The sequence below is a fragment of the Klebsiella sp. HMSC09D12 genome (assembly GCF_001808475.1).
Lineage (GTDB): Bacteria > Pseudomonadota > Gammaproteobacteria > Enterobacterales > Enterobacteriaceae > Klebsiella > Klebsiella oxytoca.
Genome location: NZ_KV793482.1, coordinates 18,549 through 38,549 on the forward strand (window position 1 = coordinate 18,549; position 20,001 = coordinate 38,549).

General features: G+C 56.9%; 17 protein-coding genes. 11 read left to right on the top strand and 6 right to left on the bottom strand.

Annotated elements, in window-relative coordinates:
• The first annotated feature begins 114 nt into the window (after positions 1–114).
• A complete protein-coding gene (locus HMPREF3178_RS14710) occupies positions 115–2,028 on the top strand; it encodes a bifunctional 5-dehydro-2-deoxygluconokinase/5-dehydro-2-deoxyphosphogluconate aldolase (protein WP_064345352.1) in 1,914 nt (637 codons plus the stop codon).
• A gap of 151 nt (positions 2,029–2,179) precedes the next feature.
• The gene (locus tag HMPREF3178_RS14715; RefSeq protein ID WP_004098142.1) at positions 2,180–3,037 is read left to right on the top strand and encodes a MurR/RpiR family transcriptional regulator; all 858 of its coding nucleotides are present in this window, start codon (positions 2,180–2,182) and stop codon (positions 3,035–3,037) included.
• A gap of 196 nt (positions 3,038–3,233) precedes the next feature.
• Here the strand turns inward: HMPREF3178_RS14715 and iolB are convergent, their stop codons facing one another.
• Both iolB and HMPREF3178_RS14725 read right to left on the bottom strand, forming a co-directional pair.
• Entirely contained in the window at positions 3,234–4,043 is an 810-nt protein-coding gene (gene iolB, locus HMPREF3178_RS14720) for a 5-deoxy-glucuronate isomerase (protein WP_004117568.1), read from the bottom strand.
• Positions 4,044–4,061: 18 nt separating this feature from the next.
• Positions 4,062–5,567 carry a CoA-acylating methylmalonate-semialdehyde dehydrogenase gene (locus tag HMPREF3178_RS14725; RefSeq protein ID WP_004108850.1) on the bottom strand — a complete coding sequence of 502 codons (1,506 nt, stop codon included), beginning with the start codon at positions 5,565–5,567 and terminating at the stop codon, positions 4,062–4,064.
• A gap of 360 nt (positions 5,568–5,927) precedes the next feature.
• Between HMPREF3178_RS14725 and HMPREF3178_RS14730 the strand changes: the two genes are divergently transcribed.
• Both HMPREF3178_RS14730 and HMPREF3178_RS14735 read left to right on the top strand, forming a co-directional pair.
• Positions 5,928–6,749, top strand: a complete 822-nt coding sequence (locus HMPREF3178_RS14730) for a TIM barrel protein (RefSeq protein ID WP_049591348.1) — start codon at positions 5,928–5,930, stop codon at positions 6,747–6,749.
• Positions 6,750–6,835: 86 nt separating this feature from the next.
• On the top strand, positions 6,836–8,338 hold the full coding sequence (locus HMPREF3178_RS14735) for a helicase HerA-like C-terminal domain-containing protein (protein WP_004108856.1): 1,503 nt from the start codon (positions 6,836–6,838) through the stop codon (positions 8,336–8,338).
• Positions 8,339–8,379: 41 nt separating this feature from the next.
• Here the strand turns inward: HMPREF3178_RS14735 and lptG are convergent, their stop codons facing one another.
• Together lptG and lptF are read right to left on the bottom strand one after the other, a co-directional pair.
• Complete coding sequence (gene lptG / locus HMPREF3178_RS14740; RefSeq protein ID WP_004108859.1) at positions 8,380–9,462, bottom strand: LPS export ABC transporter permease LptG; 1,083 nt, start codon at positions 9,460–9,462, stop codon at positions 8,380–8,382.
• Positions 9,462–10,559, bottom strand: coding sequence for an LPS export ABC transporter permease LptF (gene lptF / locus HMPREF3178_RS14745; protein WP_004108862.1), 1,098 nt, complete (start codon positions 10,557–10,559; stop codon positions 9,462–9,464). The genes lptG and lptF overlap by 1 nt, the downstream gene beginning before the upstream one ends.
• Before the next feature lie 267 nt (positions 10,560–10,826).
• On the opposite strand from lptF, the gene pepA reads away from it, so the two are divergent.
• From pepA to HMPREF3178_RS14770, 5 genes are all read left to right on the top strand, one after another.
• Positions 10,827–12,338 carry a leucyl aminopeptidase gene (gene pepA, locus HMPREF3178_RS14750; protein WP_032728802.1) on the top strand — a complete coding sequence of 504 codons (1,512 nt, stop codon included), beginning with the start codon at positions 10,827–10,829 and terminating at the stop codon, positions 12,336–12,338.
• Between the two features lie 122 nt (positions 12,339–12,460).
• On the top strand, positions 12,461–12,904 hold the full coding sequence (gene holC, locus HMPREF3178_RS14755) for a DNA polymerase III subunit chi (RefSeq protein ID WP_004098129.1): 444 nt from the start codon (positions 12,461–12,463) through the stop codon (positions 12,902–12,904).
• The gene (locus HMPREF3178_RS14760) at positions 12,904–15,759 is read left to right on the top strand and encodes a valine--tRNA ligase (protein ID WP_016808109.1); all 2,856 of its coding nucleotides are present in this window, start codon (positions 12,904–12,906) and stop codon (positions 15,757–15,759) included. Before holC ends, HMPREF3178_RS14760 begins: the two co-directional genes overlap by 1 nt.
• Positions 15,760–15,881: 122 nt before the next feature.
• Positions 15,882–16,385, top strand: a complete 504-nt coding sequence (locus HMPREF3178_RS14765; RefSeq protein ID WP_004108871.1) for a GNAT family N-acetyltransferase — start codon at positions 15,882–15,884, stop codon at positions 16,383–16,385.
• A 152-nt stretch (positions 16,386–16,537) separates the two neighbouring features.
• Positions 16,538–17,560: an alpha/beta hydrolase gene (locus HMPREF3178_RS14770; RefSeq protein WP_004117557.1), complete on the top strand. Its 1,023-nt coding sequence runs from the start codon at positions 16,538–16,540 to the stop codon at positions 17,558–17,560.
• Between the two features lie 40 nt (positions 17,561–17,600).
• Here the strand turns inward: HMPREF3178_RS14770 and miaE are convergent, their stop codons facing one another.
• Together miaE and rraB are read right to left on the bottom strand one after the other, a co-directional pair.
• Positions 17,601–18,359, bottom strand: a complete 759-nt coding sequence (miaE, locus tag HMPREF3178_RS14775; protein WP_023320228.1) for a tRNA isopentenyl-2-thiomethyl-A-37 hydroxylase MiaE — start codon at positions 18,357–18,359, stop codon at positions 17,601–17,603.
• Between the two features lie 52 nt (positions 18,360–18,411).
• A complete protein-coding gene (gene rraB, locus HMPREF3178_RS14780; RefSeq protein WP_004108894.1) occupies positions 18,412–18,831 on the bottom strand; it encodes a ribonuclease E inhibitor RraB in 420 nt (139 codons plus the stop codon).
• Between the two features lie 99 nt (positions 18,832–18,930).
• Here rraB and argL point away from each other — a divergent pair, with 99 nt between their 5' ends.
• The gene (gene argL / locus HMPREF3178_RS32205; RefSeq protein ID WP_370798676.1) at positions 18,931–19,026 is read left to right on the top strand and encodes a putative translational regulatory protein ArgL; all 96 of its coding nucleotides are present in this window, start codon (positions 18,931–18,933) and stop codon (positions 19,024–19,026) included.
• Positions 18,996–20,000, top strand: a complete 1,005-nt coding sequence (argF, locus tag HMPREF3178_RS14785) for an ornithine carbamoyltransferase (RefSeq protein WP_004108896.1) — start codon at positions 18,996–18,998, stop codon at positions 19,998–20,000. The genes argL and argF overlap by 31 nt, the downstream gene beginning before the upstream one ends.
• Position 20,001: the final 1 nt, after the last annotated feature.

Genomic DNA, 20,001 nt, shown 5'->3' on the forward strand with positions numbered 1-20,001 from the left:
TGAAATATTTATTTCTCAAACTAGGGATAACCAATAACCCTCAGGCTGTTTTCGGAGACGCTGTCGGCATCCCGACTCTTCCGTACAGCAGAAATGCAAAAGGAAACCCTAGCTATGAATGCAGCAGTAAAGCGACTCGACGTCATCTGTATTGGCCGGGTGGCAGTCGATCTCTATGCCCAGCAGATTGGCGCGAGGCTGGAAGATGTTGCCAGTTTTTCTAAGTACCTGGGTGGCTCTTCCGGCAACGTCGCCTTCGGCACCGCTATACAGGGATTAAAATCGGCGATGCTTGCCCGCGTGGGCGATGAGCACAATGGTCGTTTTTTACGCGAAACGCTCAGCCGCGCCGGCGTCGATACCGAATATCTGATCACCGATAAGCAGCGCCTGACGGCGTTAGTGATGCTGGGGATTAAAGATCAGGAGACATTTCCGCTCATTTTTTACCGCGATAACTGCGCCGATATGGCCCTTTCGCCAGAAGACATTAAGGAAGAGTACATCGCCTCCTCCCGGGCGCTGGCGGTAACCGGTACCCACCTTTCGCACGCCAACACGCGTGAAGCGGTGCTGAAGGCGCTGGAGTACGCGCGCCGTCACGGCCTGCGTACGGCGCTGGATATCGACTATCGTCCGGTGCTTTGGGGGTTAACCTCTTTAGGCGACGGCGAAACGCGTTTCATTGAGTCCGGTCAGGTGACCAGCCAGCTGCAGGAAGTCCTGCATCTGTTCGATTTAGTGGTGGGGACTGAAGAGGAGTTTCATATTGCCGGCGGCAGTACCGATACTCTGACCGCGCTGAAAAACGTGCGTAACGCCACGAAAGCGACGCTGGTTTGCAAACGCGGTCCGATGGGCTGCGTGGTGCTGGAAGGCGACATTCCCGACAGCTGGGATAGCGTGCCGCTGCAGCAGGGCGTGCGCGTAGACGTGCTTAACGTCCTCGGCGCTGGCGATGCCTTTATGTCCGGCCTGCTGCGCGGCTGGCTTAACGACGAAGGCTGGGAGCAGGCCTGTCGCTACGCTAACGCCTGCGGCGCGCTGGTGGTTTCACGTCACGGCTGCGCGCCCGCGATGCCAACCAAAGCCGAACTTGACGACTATCTGTCGCGAGCAGAATCTGTCCCGCGTCCGGATATCGACGCTCGCCTCAACCATCTCCATCGCGTCACAAGCCGCCGCCAGGCGTGGCCGGAGCTGTGCATTTTCGCCTTTGACCACCGTAAGCAGCTGGCAGACCTGGCGCTGGAAACCGGGCGTGATGAATCCTGTATTCCGCAGCTGAAGCTGCTGCTGCTGGCGGCCGCGGAAGCCGCCGCAGACGAAGCCGGTCTTGACGGCCGCAGCGGCATTCTCGCCGATGGCACCTACGGCCAGCGCTCGCTCAATGCCATCACCGGCAAGGGCTGGTGGATTGGCCGGCCGATTGAAATGCCAAGCTCGCGCCCGCTGCGCCTGGAACATGGCAACATCGGTTCCCAGCTTATCGACTGGCCGCTGGAGCACGTCGTGAAATGCCTGGTCTTCTACCACCCGGCCGACCCGGCCGAGCTGCGCGCCGAACAGGATGCGCTGCTGCTGGAGGTCTGGCAGGCGTGCAACAAGTCCGGGCATGAGCTGCTGCTGGAAATTATTCTGCCGGAAAACGGCCCGGATAAAGATGAACGCCACTACCACGACATGCTGGAGCACTTCTATCAGCTGGGCATCCAGCCGGACTGGTGGAAGCTGCCGCCGCTGTCGAGCGCGGAATGGGAAAGGATTGGCAAACTGATCGCGCGCGAAGATAGCTGGTGCCGCGGGATCTTAATCCTCGGCCTGGACGCCCCTTCGGACCGTCTGCGCGCCGGTTTTGCCGAAGCGGCGAAGCATCCGATGATCAAAGGTTTTGCCGTAGGACGCACCATTTTTGGCCAGCCTTCACGGCGCTGGATGCAGGGAGAGCTCAGCGATGAGGCGCTGATTGACGAAGTCAAACGCAACTATCTCACGCTCATCGGCTACTGGCGCGAAGCCCGCGGCTGATACTAACCTGGCCCGCATCCTTTCCCAAAGATGCGGGCTTTTTTCTGGATCTTCGTGAAATGAATCGCGTATTTCATCGTAGTAAATGAAAAATTCGCTTCATTTGATACACTGGAAATTATATTCCTTTCATTTTCTCAGAGCGCAATCTATGGCCAATAATCCGACCCAACTTACCATCTTGCAGGATGAAATCAGGCGTCGCTACGATACGTTAAGCAAACGCCTGAAACAGGTAGCCCGCTATATTCTCGATAACAGCAATAGCGTGGCTTTCGATACCGTGGCCTCTATCGCGCAACAAGCTGACGTCCCCCCTTCCACGCTGATCCGCTTCGCTAACGCCTTTGGTTTTAGCGGTTTCAACGAAATGAAGCAGATGTTCAAGCAGCACCTGATGGAAGAGACCGCTAACTATACCGAGCGCGCGCGTCTGTTCCGCCAGACCACCACGGATGACGCAACCCCGCCGGAAACGCCGACCGAAATTCTGAATATGTTCACTATGGTTAATACTCAGGCGCTGCAGCAGCTGGCGATGCAGACCTCCGGCGACGATCTGCAGCGTGCGGTCGCGCTGTTGGCGGAAGCGGAAAATATCTACGTTATCGGCCTGCGCCGCTCTTTTAGCGTCGCCTCCTATCTGACCTACGCCCTGCGCCATCTGGACCGTAAAGCGTTCCTGATTGACGGTCTGGGCGGCATGTTTACCGAACAGCTCAGCCTGGTCGGGCCGAAAGATGTCGTCGTGGCGGTGAGCTTCTCTCCGTATGCGCGGGAAGTGGTTGAACTGGTGGAGCTCGGCGCGCAGCGTAAAGCACGTCAGATAGCGATTACCGACAGCCAGGTCAGCCCGCTGGCGGCCTTCAGCGACGTCTGCTTTGTCGTGCGCGAGGCGCAGGTTGATGGTTTCCGCTCGCAGGTGGCCTCCCTGTGTCTGGCTCAGACTCTGGCGGTCTCGCTGGCGCTGAACAGCAGCAAGGATGCAGAAACGAAGCAGCTGGCTTAAATTTTTCATTATTCCCGGATTGCGACGTAAACGTCTTATCCGGGCGACTTGTCCGCAGACGACGGTAAACCCGTAGCCCGGCTGAGCGCAGCGCGAGCCGGGGATGTGGCAGAATTGCGACGACGATCTTATTCGGGCTACAGGATCAAAAAGGCTGGCTAGCATGGCTAACCGGCCTTTTTGTCATCAACGGTTGTTAATCGTGGCGGGGATAATCAGGGCTGTTGATCCACGCGTGATCCTCTTCCCAGGTAAACATCCATTTGCGATCCGGACCGGCCATCACGTTCAGATAATAGCTGTCATACCCGGCGATCGCCGCTACCGGATGGTAGCCGCGCGGTACCATGACCACATCGTGGTTGTAGGGAGCCATACAGGCATCAAGGCTACGGTCATCGGTATAGACGCGCTGGAAGGCAAAACCCTGCGGCGGATCGAAACGGTGGTAGTAGGTCTCTTCCAACTGAGTTTCCTGACCCGGCAGCGCCGTGTCGTGCTTGTGCGACGGCCATGAGCTGGTCGCTCCTTCGTCAGTGTAAACCTCTACCACCAGCAGGCAGTCCGCCTGCGCGCTATCCGGCAGAATATTGTGCACCAGCCGCTGGTTACGCCCTTTACCGCGATGCTCTACGCCCACGTCCTGCGGGGAGATAACTCGAGCCGGTAAAGTTCCTTTACCCGGGGCGCTGCATACCGCCAGCTCAAGGTCAGAATCTGCCGTCACTTCGACTTTATCCTGCGGCGGCACGTAAACTGACCAGGGCGGGGTCCGCTCAAACGGCGACATACGCTGGCCCAGATTCGGAAAATCGGCCTGCGAGGTTTTTACCGAAGCCAGCCCGGCGACCAGCACCAGGCACAGCTCGCGATCGCCGCTTTCCAGGGTAACGGTTTGCCCTTTCTTTAACATCCAGACATCAAAACCAATGTACTTCCACCCCGCGCTCAGCGGGGTGATGTGCTGAATCTGCCCTTCTTTTTTTGCTTTAGCCAGTAAAGACATGGCGCTCTCCTTCGCCGATTAGCCTAACGTCGGCATGCTGAATTCAGATACGGTTTGCTGACCCTGCGGCCAGCGGACGGTGGCGGTTTTCATACGCGTATAGAAACGCACGCCATCCGGCCCATGCACGTTCAGTGCGCCAAATACGGAGCGTTTCCAGCCGCCAAAGCTATGGAAGGCCATTGGAACGGGTACCGGCACGTTGACCCCAACCATTCCGGCCTGGACATCATGTACAAACTCACGCGCGGTGTGGCCGTTGCTGGTAAAGACGGCGCTGCCGTTGCCGAACTCATGGCTGTTTACCAGCTCCAGCGCGCTGTGGTAGTCCGCCACGCGGACAATACCCAGTACCGGGCCAAAAATCTCTTCGCGCCAGATAGTCATTTCCGGCGTCACGTTGTCGAACAGCGTTCCGCCAACGTAGTAACCCTCTTCGAAACCGGCAACTCGCAGCTTGCGCCCGTCAACCACCAGCGTCGCCCCTTCGCTGACGCCTTTATCAATATATCCCAGCACTTTTTTCTGATGCGCCTCTGAGACGACCGGACCCATTTCGTTCTCTTCTTTTCCGCGCATACAGCCCGGGCCGACCTTCAGGGACTCCACCAGCGGCTTGAGGCGCGCAATGAGTTTATCTGCCGTTTCATCGCCCACAGCGACGACCACCGGCAGCGCCATGCAGCGCTCGCCCGCAGAGCCGAACGCGCCGCCCATTATCGCATTCACGGTGGCATCAAGATCGGCATCCGGCATCACAATCGCGTGGTTTTTCGCCGCGCCAAATGCCTGAACGCGCTTACCATAAGCGCTGGCGGTTTTATAAATATGCTCCGCCACGCCGGAAGATCCCACAAAGCTTACCGCCGCAATACGCGGATCCTTGTACAGCTGCTCAGCATCTTCATTGCTGCAGTGCACCACGTTAAAGACGCCGTCCGGCAGCCCCGCTTCTTTCAGCAACTCCGCCAGGCGCACCGCAGCGCCAGGGGCCAGCGCTGGCGGCTTAAGGACAAAGCTGTTGCCGCAGGCCAGCGCCAGCGGGAACATCCACATCGGAACCATCGCCGGGAAGTTGAACGGCGTAATGCCCGCCACTACGCCCAGCGGCTGCATCAGAGAATAGCTATCGACGCCGGTGCCGACATCCGATGAGAACTCGCCTTTGATCAGGTGCGGAATCCCGCAGGCAAACTCAACGACTTCCATGCCGCGCGTCAGTTCGCCCATCGCATCGGAAAAGACTTTACCGTGTTCGCTGACGATAATCCCCGCCAGCTCTTCAGCGTGCTGTTCAAGTAACATTTTAAAATTAAACAGCACGCGGGCCCGGCGCAGCGGCGTGGTACGCGACCAGCCATCAAAAGCATCATGCGCCACCTGAATCGCATCGGAGACTTCCTGCGCGGTCGATAACGTGACTTCGCGGACCACTTTGCCCGTCGCGGGGTCGAAAACCGGCATTGTATTGTTGCTGCCGCTGGTAACGGTCTTCCCGCCAATAAAGTTTCCTGTGATAGTCATGCTCTCGCCTCATATGTATGGGGTATCGGGGGCCAACGCAGTACGGCCCATTACTGGATCTGCTGTGTTGTACCGTAGTAAAATGAAATTAATATTTCAATATTCATCATTAATGAAATTGTATTTTGGTGATGATGGTCGCATTTTCTTGTAAGGAAACGCTGTCTTACAGGCAAAGCCCCCATAAAAAGAGAGCAGGTGTAGCGCCTTCCGGAACCCGCCGCAATGCAAGAAGACAAGAAAAATATTTTGCGAGTCGGCTCAAAAAATCGCCATTTCATGCATTGCTAATTTTGGAATAAATGTTTTGACTATGGGGTAATCGAACGACGCCGAACTATCTATTTCAGGAGAGTCAAAATGGCTATTGCAGCACAGCGTTTCTGTATCAACCGCAAGATTGCCCCTTCCCTCAGCATTGAGGCCTTCTTCCGGCTGGTGAACAGCCTCGGGCTAAACAAAGTCGAGCTACGTAACGACCTCCCCAGCGGAAAAGTGACCGACGACCTGAGCCACCAGCAGGTTCGTGAACTGGCTGACCGCTACCATATTGAGATCCTCACTATCAACGCGGTTTATCCTTTCAACTGCCGCACCGCAGAGGTTCGCAGCCTGACGGAGTCCCTGCTAAAAGAGGCCAAAGCCGTCGGCGCGAAATCGCTGGTGCTGTGTCCACTGAACGATGGTACCGAGGTTCCGGCGAGCGAAACCCTTAACGCCCTGCGCGACCTGGCGCCGCTATTCGCCTTCTATGGCATTGAGGGACTCGTCGAGCCGCTCGGCTTCCCGCAAAGCTCGCTGCGCTCCTCGGCGCAGGCGCAAACGCTGATTCACGACGCACGGGTGCCGTTTAAGCTGCTGATCGATACCTTTCACCATCATCTTTATCCACAGGCGGAGCAGGAGTTTAGCCAGGTGGATATCGGCGAAATCGGCCTGGTGCACCTTTCCGGCGTAGAAGATACCCGCCCGCGCGAAACCCTGACCGACAACGAACGCATTATGCTGACCGAAAAAGACCAGCTGCAAAGCTGCGAGCAGGTCAAAAACCTGGAGGCCCGCGGCTATCAGGGCGTATATGCGTTCGAGCCCTTCTCACCGGAGCTGGCAAACTGGAGCGAAGACGATATCCGCCGCGAAATCGAGCAGAGTATCGCGTTAGTTCAGCGCCACTGCGCCTGAAGGGAATAAGCGAAGGCGTGCGCGATCTCCCCACTTTTGCTATCAGGTTGCCTATACTCGCAGCAGGATAAATGGAGAAATCGCTCATGAGCTCACCGCTGCTGATTGCACGCACGCTGGAAAAACAGCTGCATTTATTGCCCGCTATGGCGAACCGCCACGGCTTAATTACCGGCGCCACGGGGACCGGTAAAACCGTCACGCTGCAAAAGCTGGCGGAATCTTTCTCGGAAATCGGCGTTCCGGTATTTATGGCCGATGTGAAAGGCGACCTTACCGGTATCGCTGAGGCGGGCCAAAGTTCGGAAAAACTGCAGGCGCGGCTGGAAAAAATCGGCGCAACGGACTGGCAGCCGCATGCTAATCCGGTAGTGCTATGGGATATCTTTGGCGAGAAAGGCCACCCGGTCCGCGCCACGGTTTCCGATCTCGGGCCGCTGCTGCTGGCTCGCCTGCTCAACCTCAATGAGGTTCAGTCCGGGGTATTGAATATTATCTTCCGGATCGCCGACGACCGCGGGCTGCTGCTGCTCGACTTTAAAGACCTGCGCGCGATTACCCAACACATTGGCGACAACGCCAAAGCTTTTCAGAACCAGTACGGCAACATCAGCAGCGCCTCCGTCGGGGCGATTCAGCGCGGATTGCTGACCCTGGAGCAGCAGGGTGCAGAGCACTTTTTCGGCGAACCCATGCTCGATATCCAGGACTGGATGCGCGTTGATGCGCAGGGTAAAGGGGTAATTAATATCCTGAGCGCGGAAAAGCTCTATCAGATGCCGAAGCTGTACGCCGCCAGCCTGCTGTGGATGCTTTCCGAGCTTTACGAACGTCTGCCGGAGGCCGGTGACCAGGAAAAGCCAAAGCTGGTCTTTTTCTTCGATGAGGCGCATCTGCTGTTTAACGATGCGCCCCAGGTGCTGCTGGATAAAATCGAGCAGGTCATCCGCCTGATTCGTTCTAAAGCCGTCGGAGTCTATTTTGTTTCACAAAACCCGGCGGACATTCCCGATGCGGTGCTGGGTCAACTGGGCAATCGGGTGCAGCACGCCCTGCGCGCTTTCACGCCGAAAGACCAAAAAGCGGTAAAAACCGCCGCGCAAACTATGCGCGCGAATCCGGCGTTCAGCACCGAGCAGGCGATCCAGGAGCTGGGCACCGGCGAGGCGCTGATCTCCTTTCTTGATGAGAAAGGCAGCCCCTCGATAGTAGAGCGGGCGATGGTTATTGCGCCCTGCTCGCGCATGGGCCCGGTCACCGATGACGAACGTAACGGACTGCTTAACCACTCGCCGCTGTACGGAAAATATGAAGAAGAGATCGACCGTGAATCGGCGTTTGAAATGCTGCAGCAGGGCGTGCAGACCACAACTGAGCAGCAGCAATCCCCGCCCGCAAAAGGCCAGCCAAACGGCGATGACGACGGCCTGCTCGGCGGGCTCAAAGATATCCTGTTCGGCACTACCGGGCCGCGCGGCGGCAAACGCGACGGCATTGTGCAAACGGCAGCGAAGAGCGCGGTGCGTCAGGTCACCAGGCAGATAGTCAGGGGAATGCTGGGAAGCTTACTTGGCGGACGGAAACGCTAAAAAAACGCCCCCTTTCTGATTCAGGAAGGGGGCGCGTTACGTCAGGATTTACGCATCATCAGCCAGAGGCTCAGCAAGAAGAAGCTGGCGCTCGGCAACAGCGCGCCGATTATCGGCGGGATGCCGTAGACCAGGGTGAGCGGGCCGAAAATCTGGTCCAGCACGTAGAAGATAAAACCGAAGCTGATCCCGGTCACGACTCTGACGCCCATCGGCACGCTACGCAGCGGGCCAAAGATAAACGACAGCGCCATCAGCATCATCACCGCCACCGACAGCGGCTGGAAGATTTTGCTCCACATATTGAGCTGATAGCGGCCCGGATCCTGACCGCTGGACTTCAGATAGGTAACATAGTTGTGCAGGCCGCTGATTGACAACGCATCCGGATCCAGCGCCACCACGCCAAGCTTATCCGGCGTCAGGTTGGTCTTCCAGGTCCCGCTGACGGTCTGCGTCCCCGTGACCTGTTTCGGATCGGTCAGGTCGGATTCATCCACCTGCGACAGTCGCCAGAGCTTATTTTCGGTATCGAATTTTGCCGAAGCGGCGTAGCGAACGGACTGCAGACGGCGCTGGTCGTTAAACGCGTAGATGCTCACTCCGCCCAGCTCATCGTTACCTTTTACCCGCTCGATATAAACAAAGTTATGGCCGTCTTTCGCCCACAGGCCCTGCTGAGTGGAAAGCAGCGAACCGCCGTACATCTGCTGAGCACGATAGTTGCGCGCCATCTGCTCGCCCTGCGGGGCTACCCACTCGCCCATCGCCATGGTCAGCAGCACCAGCGGAATCGCGGTTTTCATCACCGACAGCGCCACCTGGAGGCGGGTAAAGCCGGAAGCCTGCATCACCACCAGCTCGCTACGCTGCGCCAGCATGCCCAACCCCAGCAGCGCGCCGAGCAGCGCCGCCATCGGGAAGAAGATCTGGATATCTTTCGGCACACTGAGAATCGTGTAGATTCCGGCCCCTAACGCATCATAGTTGCCCTGCCCGGCCTTTTTCAGCTGGTCGACAAACTTGATGATGCCCGACAGGGAAACCAGCATGAACAGGGTCATCATGATGGTATTGAAAATCGTCTTACCGATATAACGGTCAAGTACGCCAAACGCCTGCATCACGCCGCTCCTTTGTTAAAACGGGCACGGAAGCGGCGCATCGGCACCGTATCCCACAGGTTCAACAGCACGGCCAACGCGAAATAGAGCAGGTTTACCGCCCACATCCAGATCATCGGATCCATTTTGCCTTTACCGCCGCTCGATTTAATCGACGTTTGCAGCAGGAAGAACACCAGATAGAGCAGCATCGCCGGCAGCATCGACAGCACGCGACCCTGGCGCGGGTTCACCACGCTGAGCGGCACCACCATTAGCGCCATGATGAATACCGTTGCCACCAGCGTGAAGCGCCAGTGCAGCTCCGCCCGGGCGCGATCGGTATCGGTACGCCACAGGGTGCGCATATCCATCTGCTCGGTATCGTTCGGATCGGAGGCCACCGCCTGATGGCCAACAATCGCCTGATAGTTTTTAAAGTCGGTAATGCGGAAGTCGCGCAGCATCGCGGTGCCTTCAAAGCGGGTGCCCTGATTCATGGTCACCACCTGCGAACCGTCTTTACGCAGCGAGAGCTCGCCGGTATCCGCGACCACCACCGAAGGGCGCGCGTTGCCTCGTGGCCGCAGTTGGGCAAGGAAGACGTCGCTGAAACGGTTGCCGTTGACGTTCTCAATAAACAGCACTGCGCTGCCGTCGCTGGCCTGCTGGAACTGGCCCTGGGCCAGCGCGGCCATGCCGGGGTTTGCTTTCGCTTCCGCCAGCACTTCATCCTGATGACGGGACGACCAGGGCCCCGCCCACATCACGTTGACCGCCGCGATAATGCCCGTAAAGAGCGCAAGGATCATGGCGGCTTTCACCAGCACGGCCTTACTCAGGCCGCAGGCGTGCATCACCGTGATTTCGCTTTCGGTATACAGTTTGCCCAGCGTCATCAGCAGCCCGAGGAATAAACTCAGGGGCAGAATAAGCTGCGCCATTTCAGGTACGCCCAGCCCTAACAGCGAGAGCACCAGATTTGTCGGGATATCGCCATCAACAGCGGCGCCGAGGATCCTGACCAGTTTCTGACAGAAGAAAATGAGTAGCAGGATGAATAGGATCGCCAACTGGCTTTTCAGCGTCTCACGAACCAGATATCTTATGATTATCACTATAAATACGCCCGTAAAAACCCGTTTTATTGCAGGAAAATTGCTTGTTTCATGGCTTAAACGTCATTTATTCTCTTTAGTCGTCGAAAACATCGCTAAGATTAAATGACTCGCTGGTTCTGCGTATCAGGATCTTTTCTGACGAACCAAGGCCGTAATAACGTTAAGATTAACACGAAGTCACCACAACAGCGGACATGAGTTACGAAAGCTTTCAATTCTATCCGTAGCCACCGTCGTTGTCTTTAAGATTCAGGAGCGTAGTGCATGGAGTTCAGTGTAAAAAGCGGTAGCCCGGAGAAGCAGCGGAGCGCCTGTATCGTGGTCGGCGTCTTCGAACCACGTCGTCTCTCCCCCATCGCCGAACAGCTTGATAAAATTAGCGACGGTTATATCAGCGCCCTGCTGCGTCGCGGCGAGCTGGAAGGCAAACCTGGCCAGACTTTATTGCTGCACCATGTGCCGAACATTCTGTCGGAGCGCATTCTGCTTATTGGCTGCGGTAAAGAACGCGAGCTGGACGAGCGTCAGTATAAGCAGGTTATTCAGAAAACCATCAATACGCTGAATGATACTGGTTCAATGGAGGCCGTCTGCTTCCTGACCGAACTGCACGTCAAAGGCCGCAATAACTACTGGAAAGTGCGTCAGGCCGTCGAGACCGCCAAAGAGACGCTGTACAGCTTCGACCAGTTAAAAACCAACAAAAGCGAGCCGCGTCGCCCGCTGCGTAAAATGGTCTTCAACGTTCCCACCCGTCGCGAGCTGACCAGCGGCGAACGCGCTATCCAGCACGGTCTGGCGATCGCCGCCGGCATCAAAGCGGCGAAAGATCTGGGCAACATGCCGCCCAACATCTGTAACGCCGCGTATCTGGCCTCCCAGGCGCGCCAACTGGCCGATACCTATAGTAAGAACGTCATTACCCGCGTTATCGGCGAGCAGCAGATGAAAGAGCTGGGAATGAACTCTTATCTGGCGGTCGGCAACGGCTCGCAGAACGAATCGCTGATGTCGGTTATCGAATACAAAGGTAACCCGGCAGAAGACGCGCGGCCTATCGTGCTGGTGGGTAAAGGCCTGACCTTTGACTCCGGCGGTATCTCCATCAAGCCTTCAGAAGGCATGGACGAGATGAAATACGATATGTGCGGCGCGGCGGCGGTGTACGGCGTGATGCGCATGGTGGCGGAACTTCAGTTGCCGTTGAACGTTGTCGGCGTGCTGGCCGGATGTGAAAACATGCCTGGCGGCCGCGCCTATCGTCCTGGCGACGTGTTGACCACGATGTCCGGGCAAACGGTGGAAGTGCTGAACACCGATGCCGAAGGTCGCCTGGTGCTGTGCGATGTGCTGACTTACGTTGAGCGTTTCGAGCCGGAAACGGTTATCGACGTGGCCACCCTGACCGGCGCCTGCGTGATCGCGCTCGGCCACCACATCACCGGCCTGATGTCGAATCACAATCCGCTGGCCCACGAGCTGATCGGCGCGTCCGAACTGGCGGGCGATCGCGCATGGCGTCTGCCGCTTGCCGACGAGTTCCAGGAACAGCTGGAGTCAAATTTTGCGGATATGGCCAATATCGGCGGCCGTCCTGGCGGAGCGATTACCGCAGGCTGCTTCCTGGCGCGCTTTACCCGTAAATACAACTGGGCGCATCTGGATATTGCCGGCACCGCCTGGCGTTCCGGGAAGTCCAAAGGCGCGACCGGTCGTCCGGTGGCGATGCTGTCGCAGTTCCTGCTCAACCGCGCCGGATTTACCGGCGAAGAGTAATTGCCGTCTGATGCCCGGCGGCGTTACGCTTGCCGGGCCTCTGGAAAGATACCGTTTATAGGCCGGGTCAGCGTAGCGCCGCCCGGCTTAAGCATTTAAAGTCACCACAAGAAGCCCCATATATGAAAAACGCAACGTTCTATCTTCTGGACAATGATACGCAACAGGATGGCCTGAGCGCCGTTGAACAGCTGGTGTGTGACATTGCCGCAGAACGTTGGCGCAGCGGTAAACGCGTGCTCATCGCCTGCGAAGATGAGCAGCAGGCCATTCGTCTGGACGAAGCGCTCTGGGCACGCCCCGCAGAAAGTTTCGTTCCGCATAATCTGGCGGGGGAAGGTCCGCGCGGCGGCGCGCCGGTGGAGATCGCCTGGCCGCAAAAACGCAACAGCAGCCCGCGGGATATTCTGATTAGCCTGCGGCTAAACTTTGCAGATTTTGCCACCGCTTTCACAGAAGTGATAGACTTCGTCCCTTATGAAGACTCTTTGAAACAACTGGCGCGCGAACGCTATAAAGCGTACCGCATGGCTGGTTTCAACCTGAACACGGCAACCTGGAAATAATGGAAAAGACATACAACCCCCAAGATATCGAACAGCCGCTTTACGAGCACTGGGAAAAGCAGGGCTATTTCAAACCCAATGGCGACGAAAGCCAGGAAAGTTTCTGCATCATGATCCCGCCGCCGAACGTCACCGGCAGTTTGCATATGGGTCATGCCTTCCAGCAAACCATCATGGATACCATGATTCGCTACCAGCGCATGCAGGGTAAAAATACCCTGTGGCAGGCCGGTACCGACCACGCGGGTATCGCTACCCAGATGGTGGTTGAGCGTAAGATTGCCGCCGAAGAAGGTAAAACCCGCCACGACTACGGTCGCGACGCCTTTATCGATAAAATCTGGCAGTGGAAAGCGGAATCCGGCGGCACCATTACCCGTCAGATGCGCCGCCTGGGCAACTCCGTGGACTGGGAGCGCGAGCGCTTCACCATGGACGAAGGCCTGTCCAACGCCGTAAAAGAAGTCTTTGTCCGCCTGTACAAAGAAGATCTGATCTATCGCGGCAAGCGTCTGGTCAACTGGGACCCGAAACTGCGTACCGCCATCTCCGATCTGGAAGTGGAAAACCGCGAGTCTAAAGGCTCGATGTGGCATATCCGCTATCCGCTGGCCGACGGCGCGAAAACCGCTGACGGTAAAGATTATCTGGTCGTCGCTACCACCCGTCCGGAAACCGTGCTGGGCGATACCGGCGTGGCCGTTAACCCGGAAGATCCGCGCTATAAAGACCTTATCGGCAAATTCGTCATTCTGCCGCTGGTTGACCGCCGCATTCCGATTGTGGGCGATGAACACGCCGATATGGAAAAGGGCACCGGCTGCGTGAAGATCACCCCGGCGCACGACTTTAACGACTATGAAGTGGGCAAGCGTCATGCGCTGCCGATGATCAACATCCTGACCTTTGATGGCGATATCCGCGAAACCGCGGAAGTCTACGACACCAAAGGCAACGAGTCCGACGTCTACTCAAACGCCATCCCGGCGGAGTTCCAGAAGCTGGAGCGCTTTGCCGCGCGTAAAGCGGTGGTTGCCGCCATCGACGCGCTGGGCCTGCTGGACGAGATTAAACCGCACGATCTGACCGTACCATACGGCGACCGCGGCGGCGTCGTTATCGAACCGATGCTCACCGATCAGTGGTACGTACGTGCCGACGTGCTGGCTAAACCGGCGGTTGAAGCGGTCGAGAACGGCGACATTCAGTTCGTGCCGAAGCAGTACGAAAACATGTACTTCTCCTGGATGCGCGATATTCAGGACTGGTGTATCTCCCGCCAGCTGTGGTGGGGTCACCGCATCCCGGCATGGTACGACAACGACGGCAACGTTTACGTTGGCCGTACCGAAGACGAAGTACGCCAGGAAAATAACCTCGGCGCCGACGTGGCGCTGCGCCAGGACGAAGACGTGCTGGATACCTGGTTCTCCTCCGCGCTGTGGACGTTCTCCACTCTCGGCTGGCCGGAAAACACCGATGCCCTGCGCCAGTTCCATCCGACCAGCGTGATGGTTTCCGGCTTCGACATCATCTTCTTCTGGATTGCCCGCATGATCATGATGACCATGCACTTCATCAAAGATGAAAACGGCAAGCCGCAGGTGCCGTTTAAAACCGTCTATATGACCGGTTTGATCCGCGATGACGAAGGCCAGAAGATGTCCAAATCGAAGGGCAACGTTATCGACCCGCTGGATATGGTTGATGGCATCTCCCTGCCGGAGCTGCTGGAGAAACGTACCGGCAACATGATGCAGCCGCAGCTGGCGGAGAAAATCGCCAAACGCACCGAGAAACAGTTCCCGAACGGCATTGAGCCGCATGGTACCGACGCCCTGCGCTTTACCCTGGCGGCGCTGGCCTCTACCGGCCGCGACATTAACTGGGATATGAAGCGTCTGGAAGGTTACCGTAACTTCTGTAATAAGCTGTGGAACGCCAGCCGCTTTGTGCTGATGAATACCGAAGATCAGGATTGCGGCTTTAACGGCGGCGAAATGACCCTGTCGCTGGCGGACCGCTGGATCCTTGCGGAATTCAACCAGACCATCAAAGCCTACCGCGAAGCGCTGGACGGCTTCCGCTTCGATATCGCCGCAGGCATTCTGTACGAGTTTACCTGGAATCAGTTCTGCGACTGGTATCTGGAGCTGACCAAGCCGGTAATGAACGGCGGTTCCGAGTCTGAGCTGCGCGGCACCCGTCACACGCTGGTGACCGTTCTGGAAGGTCTGCTGCGCCTGGCGCACCCGATTATTCCGTTCATCACCGAGACCATCTGGCAGCGCGTGAAGGTCATTTGCGGTATCACTGCCGATACCATCATGCTGCAGCCGTTCCCGCAGTACGATGCGTCTCAGGTTGACGAAGCGGCGCTGGCCGATACCGAATGGCTGAAGCAGGCGATCGTCGCCGTGCGTAACATCCGTGCGGAAATGAACATCGCCCCTGGTAAGCCGCTTGAGCTGCTGCTGCGCGGCTGCAGCGATGCCGCGATTCGTCGCGTGAACGATAACCGCAGCTTCCTGTTGAACCTGGCGCGTCTGGAAAGCATCACCGTGCTGCCGGCCGATGATAAAGGTCCGGTTTCCGTGACCAAAATTATCGACGGCGCCGAGCTGCTGATCCCGATGGCTGGCCTCATCAATAAAGAAGATGAGCTGGCGCGCCTGGCGAAAGAAGTGAGCAAAATCGAAGGCGAGATTAGCCGTATCGAAAGCAAACTTTCCAACGAAGGCTTTGTGGCCCGCGCGCCGGAAGCGGTGATCGCCAAAGAGCGTGAGAAGCTGGAAGGTTATGCGGAAGCGAAAGCGAAGCTGATTGAGCAGCAGGCGGTTATCGCCGCGCTGTAATTCACTCGCCCCTTATCCATTCGGATAAGGGGCGTTTTCTGTGAAAGATCCTCGCTTGCACTCTCCCCTCCAGCAGTGTTATTAACAACATTATCCGTCATTATTTTGCAATGAGTCTTCACATGAATACGAGCGCAACCCTACCGCTAACCCTGCGCCGCATCACGGCTAATGATAATCCGGCGATAGCCGCTGTTATCCGCCAGGTTTCCGCTGAATATGGCCTGACCGCCGACAAAGGCTATACGGTAGCCGATCCGAATCTGGATGAACTCTATGAGCTATATAGCCAGCCGGGCGCCGCCTATTGGGTAGTTGAGCAAAACGGTCAGGTTGTTGGCGGCGGCGGGGTTGCGCCTCTGACCTGTAGCGAGCCCGATATCTGCGAACTCCAGAAAATGTATTTTATGACCTCCGCGCGCGGCCAGGGGCTGGCGAAAAAGCTGGCGCTGATGGCCCTGGATCACGCCCGCCAGCAGGGATTCAAACGCTGTTATCTGGAAACTACCGCTTTCCTTAAAGAAGCGATCGGTTTATATGAACACCTTGGCTTCGAGCATATTGCTGAGCCGCTGGGCTGCACCGGCCACGTTGACTGCGAAGTCAGGATGCTGAAAGTGCTGTAGCGCCAGCGAAAAGGCGATGCGGATTAATCGAAAAAACGCATGGTTTTCATGCAAAAAGAGCGTTATTCACCGCACGTGTTCGCTAATACACTCTTCGAGCATTGGATCTTTTAGCCTGCCGCCGCGGCAGGCCTTGCTCAGGATAGAACACAATGAAAAAACTCTCCCTCCTGCTCACCAGCAGCATGATACTTGCCGGCATGGCTTCCAGCGTTAACGCCGGCGAACTCGCTGGCAATACCGAAGGCGCTCAGATCATCCGCGTGGAAAAAACCCGGGGCCGTATCGATGCGCTCAACGATATCGTATATAGCCAGGTAAAAAGCACCGTCGCCGTTCGTCAACTGCATATGTCTTTGCTGGTGCCGCGTGACGGCGATCTGAAACCGGCAATCGTCTATTTCCCCGGCGGCGGTTTCACCAGCGCGGCCTGGAATAAGTTTATCGAGATGCGTATGGCGCTGGCGTCGGCGGGATTCGTCGTCGCGGCGGCGGAATACCGTACGGTTCCCGATACCTTCCCGGCCCCGATTATCGATGGTAAAGCCGCCGTTCGCTATCTGCGCGAACATGCAGCGGAATACGGTATAGATCCGTCGCGTATTGGCGTGCTGGGGGATTCCGCAGGCGGCTATATGGCGCAGATGCTGGCGCTTACCAATGGCGACAAAACGTTCGATCGTGGCGATAACCTGGCGCAGTCATCGGACGTGCAGGCCGCCGCCACGCTGTACGGAATTTCGAATCTGTTGAATATCGGCGAAGGTTTTCCGCAGGCGATTCAAAAAGTGCACCAGTCACCTGCAGTCACTGAAGCGCTGCTGGTCCACGGTAGCGCCTTTCGCGACTGGCCGGGAGCGACGATTGCCAGTGACCCGCAAAAAGCGCTGGCTGCCAGCCCGATGGGCCATATTCGCGGTAAAAAGCCGCCATTTTTAATTATGCACGGCAGCGCCGACACTCTGGTTTCACCGGTACAAAGTCAACAGCTCTATCGCGCGCTGAAGAAAGAGGGTAACCCGGCCGATTACGTGCTGCTGGAAGGCGCGGAGCACGGCGATGACAGCTGGTATCAGAAGCCGGTTATTGAACGGGTAGTGAACTGGTTTAAAACCACCCTCGGCGCGCCCAAAGCCGCCGCGACAGCAGAAAAAGATAAAAACGCCAATCTGTAATGGATCGTCAGGCCGCTGCGATGAAGCTGCGGCCTGACGCTCAGGCGGGCACGCCGCTGTGAAAGCGAAACTCCGCCTCGGGCGCGTTAATGAGCACCGCTTCCGCCTCGCCAAGCTGGCGTACGCGTTCACTGATATCGTCCCCGGCAATCCTCTGCGCCAAATCCAGATAGTCCTGATAGTGGCGCGCTTCAGAGCGCAGCAGCGACAGATAAAACTTTTGCAGATCGTCATCCAGCCATGGCGCCAGCGCGGCAAAACGCTCGCAGGAGCGGGCTTCAATATAGGCTCCGCAGATGAGTTTATCGATCAACATGACCGGTTCATGCGAACGCACTTCCCGGCGCAGCCCGCGAGCATAGTTACTGGCGGTGATTTTGACGTATGGGATATCGCGGGAAAGCATAATTTCCCTCACCTGCCAGAAGTGATGCAGCTCTTCTTTGATTAGCAGGATCATGCTGTCGAGTAGCTGACGTCCCCAGGGATCGTCGGTCTGCGGCATGGCGCTTTTATTTATCTGCTTATGCAGCGCGACGAAATCCGGTTCCGGCCCCCAGCGGTAGGTAAAGTCCTCGTACGGCTTCAGGCAGGCCAGCAGTTCATCCGCGCCTGCTTTATCCGCGACGTATCGACGCACCAGCAGCATGGCGTTTTGCGCCGCTTTCAGTTCGCACACCATATGGTCGGTCAACAGCAGCGGGAGGTTTTCCGGTTTACGGGCTTCATCAATCCACGCCTGAGGTGTTGGGCAATGCAGAAAGCTTAAAATCGGAGCGAGTATTTGCGGGTAATCCATTGAAGTTCCTTGCTATACGGCGGCATACCGTGCCGCCGTATACCTCTGCTACTTAGTGGCGGACGCCGTCGTCGTCTTCATCAACGAGATCTTCGTCGTCATCGCCTTCTTCCCCGTTAGGATCTTCGTAGTAGGTACCCCAGCCGTCGTACTCGACGTCGTATTTTTCCGCCAGGGTCATCAGCTGCTCAACCTGGGCATCGATCAGCTCGGCATTCAGCGCGGATTCGCTGAGGATATCGCAGCAAATCACGGTATCACCCTCTTCAACTTCCAGCTCTTCTGGCTCAGTCACTTCATAACCCAGCTTGAAGGCCTCGACCGCCACTTTTTCCAGCGTTTCGAAATCATCGGCAGAAAGATGGTGTTCAATGGTGTACAGCGCGTCAGGATCGCTGCCGTCTTCGAGCAGTTCTTCAATAATCAGACGCGTTTCTTCACGCTGTTCTTCCAGTAATTCCGGGTTAGCCATGGCTCGTTCCTCATAATGTGTCGCAGATACTTCTATTGTCACATACCGCCGTGATTGCCTCCACCTTCTGAGAGAAAGATTTATGATGCGGGGTTGCAAATGAATATTCATACATATAAAGTGAATTTTAATTCAACAAATGGCTTGAGCCACGTGAGGGAACCATGTCCGCGTTTTATCAGAAGCATTTTTTAAAGTTGCTCGATTTTACCCCCGCCGAAATCACCGCTCTGCTTGAGCTGGCCGCCAGGCTTAAAGCTGATAAGAAAAACAATATCGAAATTCAGCATCTCGCCGGTAAAAACATCGCGCTCATCTTCGAAAAAGACTCTACCCGCACCCGATGCTCTTTCGAAGTTGCCGCATTTGACCAGGGCGCTCGCGTCACCTATCTCGGACCAAGCGGCAGCCAGATTGGCCACAAAGAGTCGATTAAAGACACCGCTCGCGTATTGGGGCGCATGTATGACGGTATTCAATATCGCGGCCATGGCCAGGAAGTGGTGGAAACCCTTGCCGAGTATGCCGGCGTTCCGGTGTGGAACGGCCTGACCAACGAATTTCACCCCACCCAGCTGCTGGCGGATTTACTGACTATGCAGGAACACCTGCCGGGCAAAGCTTTTAACGAGATGACTCTGGTCTACGCCGGCGACGCGCGGAATAACATGGGTAACTCCATGCTTGAAGCCGCTGCGTTGACCGGGCTGGATCTGCGTCTGGTCGCGCCAACGGCCTGCTGGCCGGAAGAGAAGCTGGTTGCGCAGTGCCGCACGCTGGCGCAGAAAAACGGCGGCAATATTACGCTAACTGAAGATATCGCTGCGGGCGTGAAGGGCGCGGACTTTATCTATACCGACGTCTGGGTATCGATGGGCGAAGCTAAAGAGAAGTGGGCGGAGCGTATCGCGCTGCTGCGCGGGTATCAGGTGAACCGCGAGATGATGGCGCTGACCGGCAATCCGCAGGTGAAATTTCTCCACTGTCTGCCCGCGTTCCACGACGACCAGACCACGCTCGGCAAACAGATGGCGGCGGAGTACGGCCTGCACGGCGGAATGGAAGTGACCGACGAGGTATTTGAATCCGCGGCGAGCATCGTTTTCGATCAGGCGGAAAACCGCATGCATACCATCAAAGCGGTGATGGTTGCGACGCTTTCCCACTGAA

Coding starts and splice junctions, on each gene's coding strand:
- HMPREF3178_RS14710 (WP_064345352.1), top strand. CDS start 115: ATGAATGCAGCAGTAAAGCGACTCGACGTCATCTGTATTGGCCGGGTG.
- HMPREF3178_RS14715 (WP_004098142.1), top strand. CDS start 2,180: ATGGCCAATAATCCGACCCAACTTACCATCTTGCAGGATGAAATCAGG.
- iolB (WP_004117568.1), bottom strand. CDS start 4,043: ATGTCTTTACTGGCTAAAGCAAAAAAAGAAGGGCAGATTCAGCACATC.
- HMPREF3178_RS14725 (WP_004108850.1), bottom strand. CDS start 5,567: ATGACTATCACAGGAAACTTTATTGGCGGGAAGACCGTTACCAGCGGC.
- HMPREF3178_RS14730 (WP_049591348.1), top strand. CDS start 5,928: ATGGCTATTGCAGCACAGCGTTTCTGTATCAACCGCAAGATTGCCCCT.
- HMPREF3178_RS14735 (WP_004108856.1), top strand. CDS start 6,836: ATGAGCTCACCGCTGCTGATTGCACGCACGCTGGAAAAACAGCTGCAT.
- lptG (WP_004108859.1), bottom strand. CDS start 9,462: ATGCAGGCGTTTGGCGTACTTGACCGTTATATCGGTAAGACGATTTTC.
- pepA (WP_032728802.1), top strand. CDS start 10,827: ATGGAGTTCAGTGTAAAAAGCGGTAGCCCGGAGAAGCAGCGGAGCGCC.
- holC (WP_004098129.1), top strand. CDS start 12,461: ATGAAAAACGCAACGTTCTATCTTCTGGACAATGATACGCAACAGGAT.
- HMPREF3178_RS14760 (WP_016808109.1), top strand. CDS start 12,904: ATGGAAAAGACATACAACCCCCAAGATATCGAACAGCCGCTTTACGAG.
- HMPREF3178_RS14765 (WP_004108871.1), top strand. CDS start 15,882: ATGAATACGAGCGCAACCCTACCGCTAACCCTGCGCCGCATCACGGCT.
- HMPREF3178_RS14770 (WP_004117557.1), top strand. CDS start 16,538: ATGAAAAAACTCTCCCTCCTGCTCACCAGCAGCATGATACTTGCCGGC.
- miaE (WP_023320228.1), bottom strand. CDS start 18,359: ATGGATTACCCGCAAATACTCGCTCCGATTTTAAGCTTTCTGCATTGC.
- rraB (WP_004108894.1), bottom strand. CDS start 18,831: ATGGCTAACCCGGAATTACTGGAAGAACAGCGTGAAGAAACGCGTCTG.
- argL (WP_370798676.1), top strand. CDS start 18,931: ATGAATATTCATACATATAAAGTGAATTTTAATTCAACAAATGGCTTG.
- argF (WP_004108896.1), top strand. CDS start 18,996: ATGTCCGCGTTTTATCAGAAGCATTTTTTAAAGTTGCTCGATTTTACC.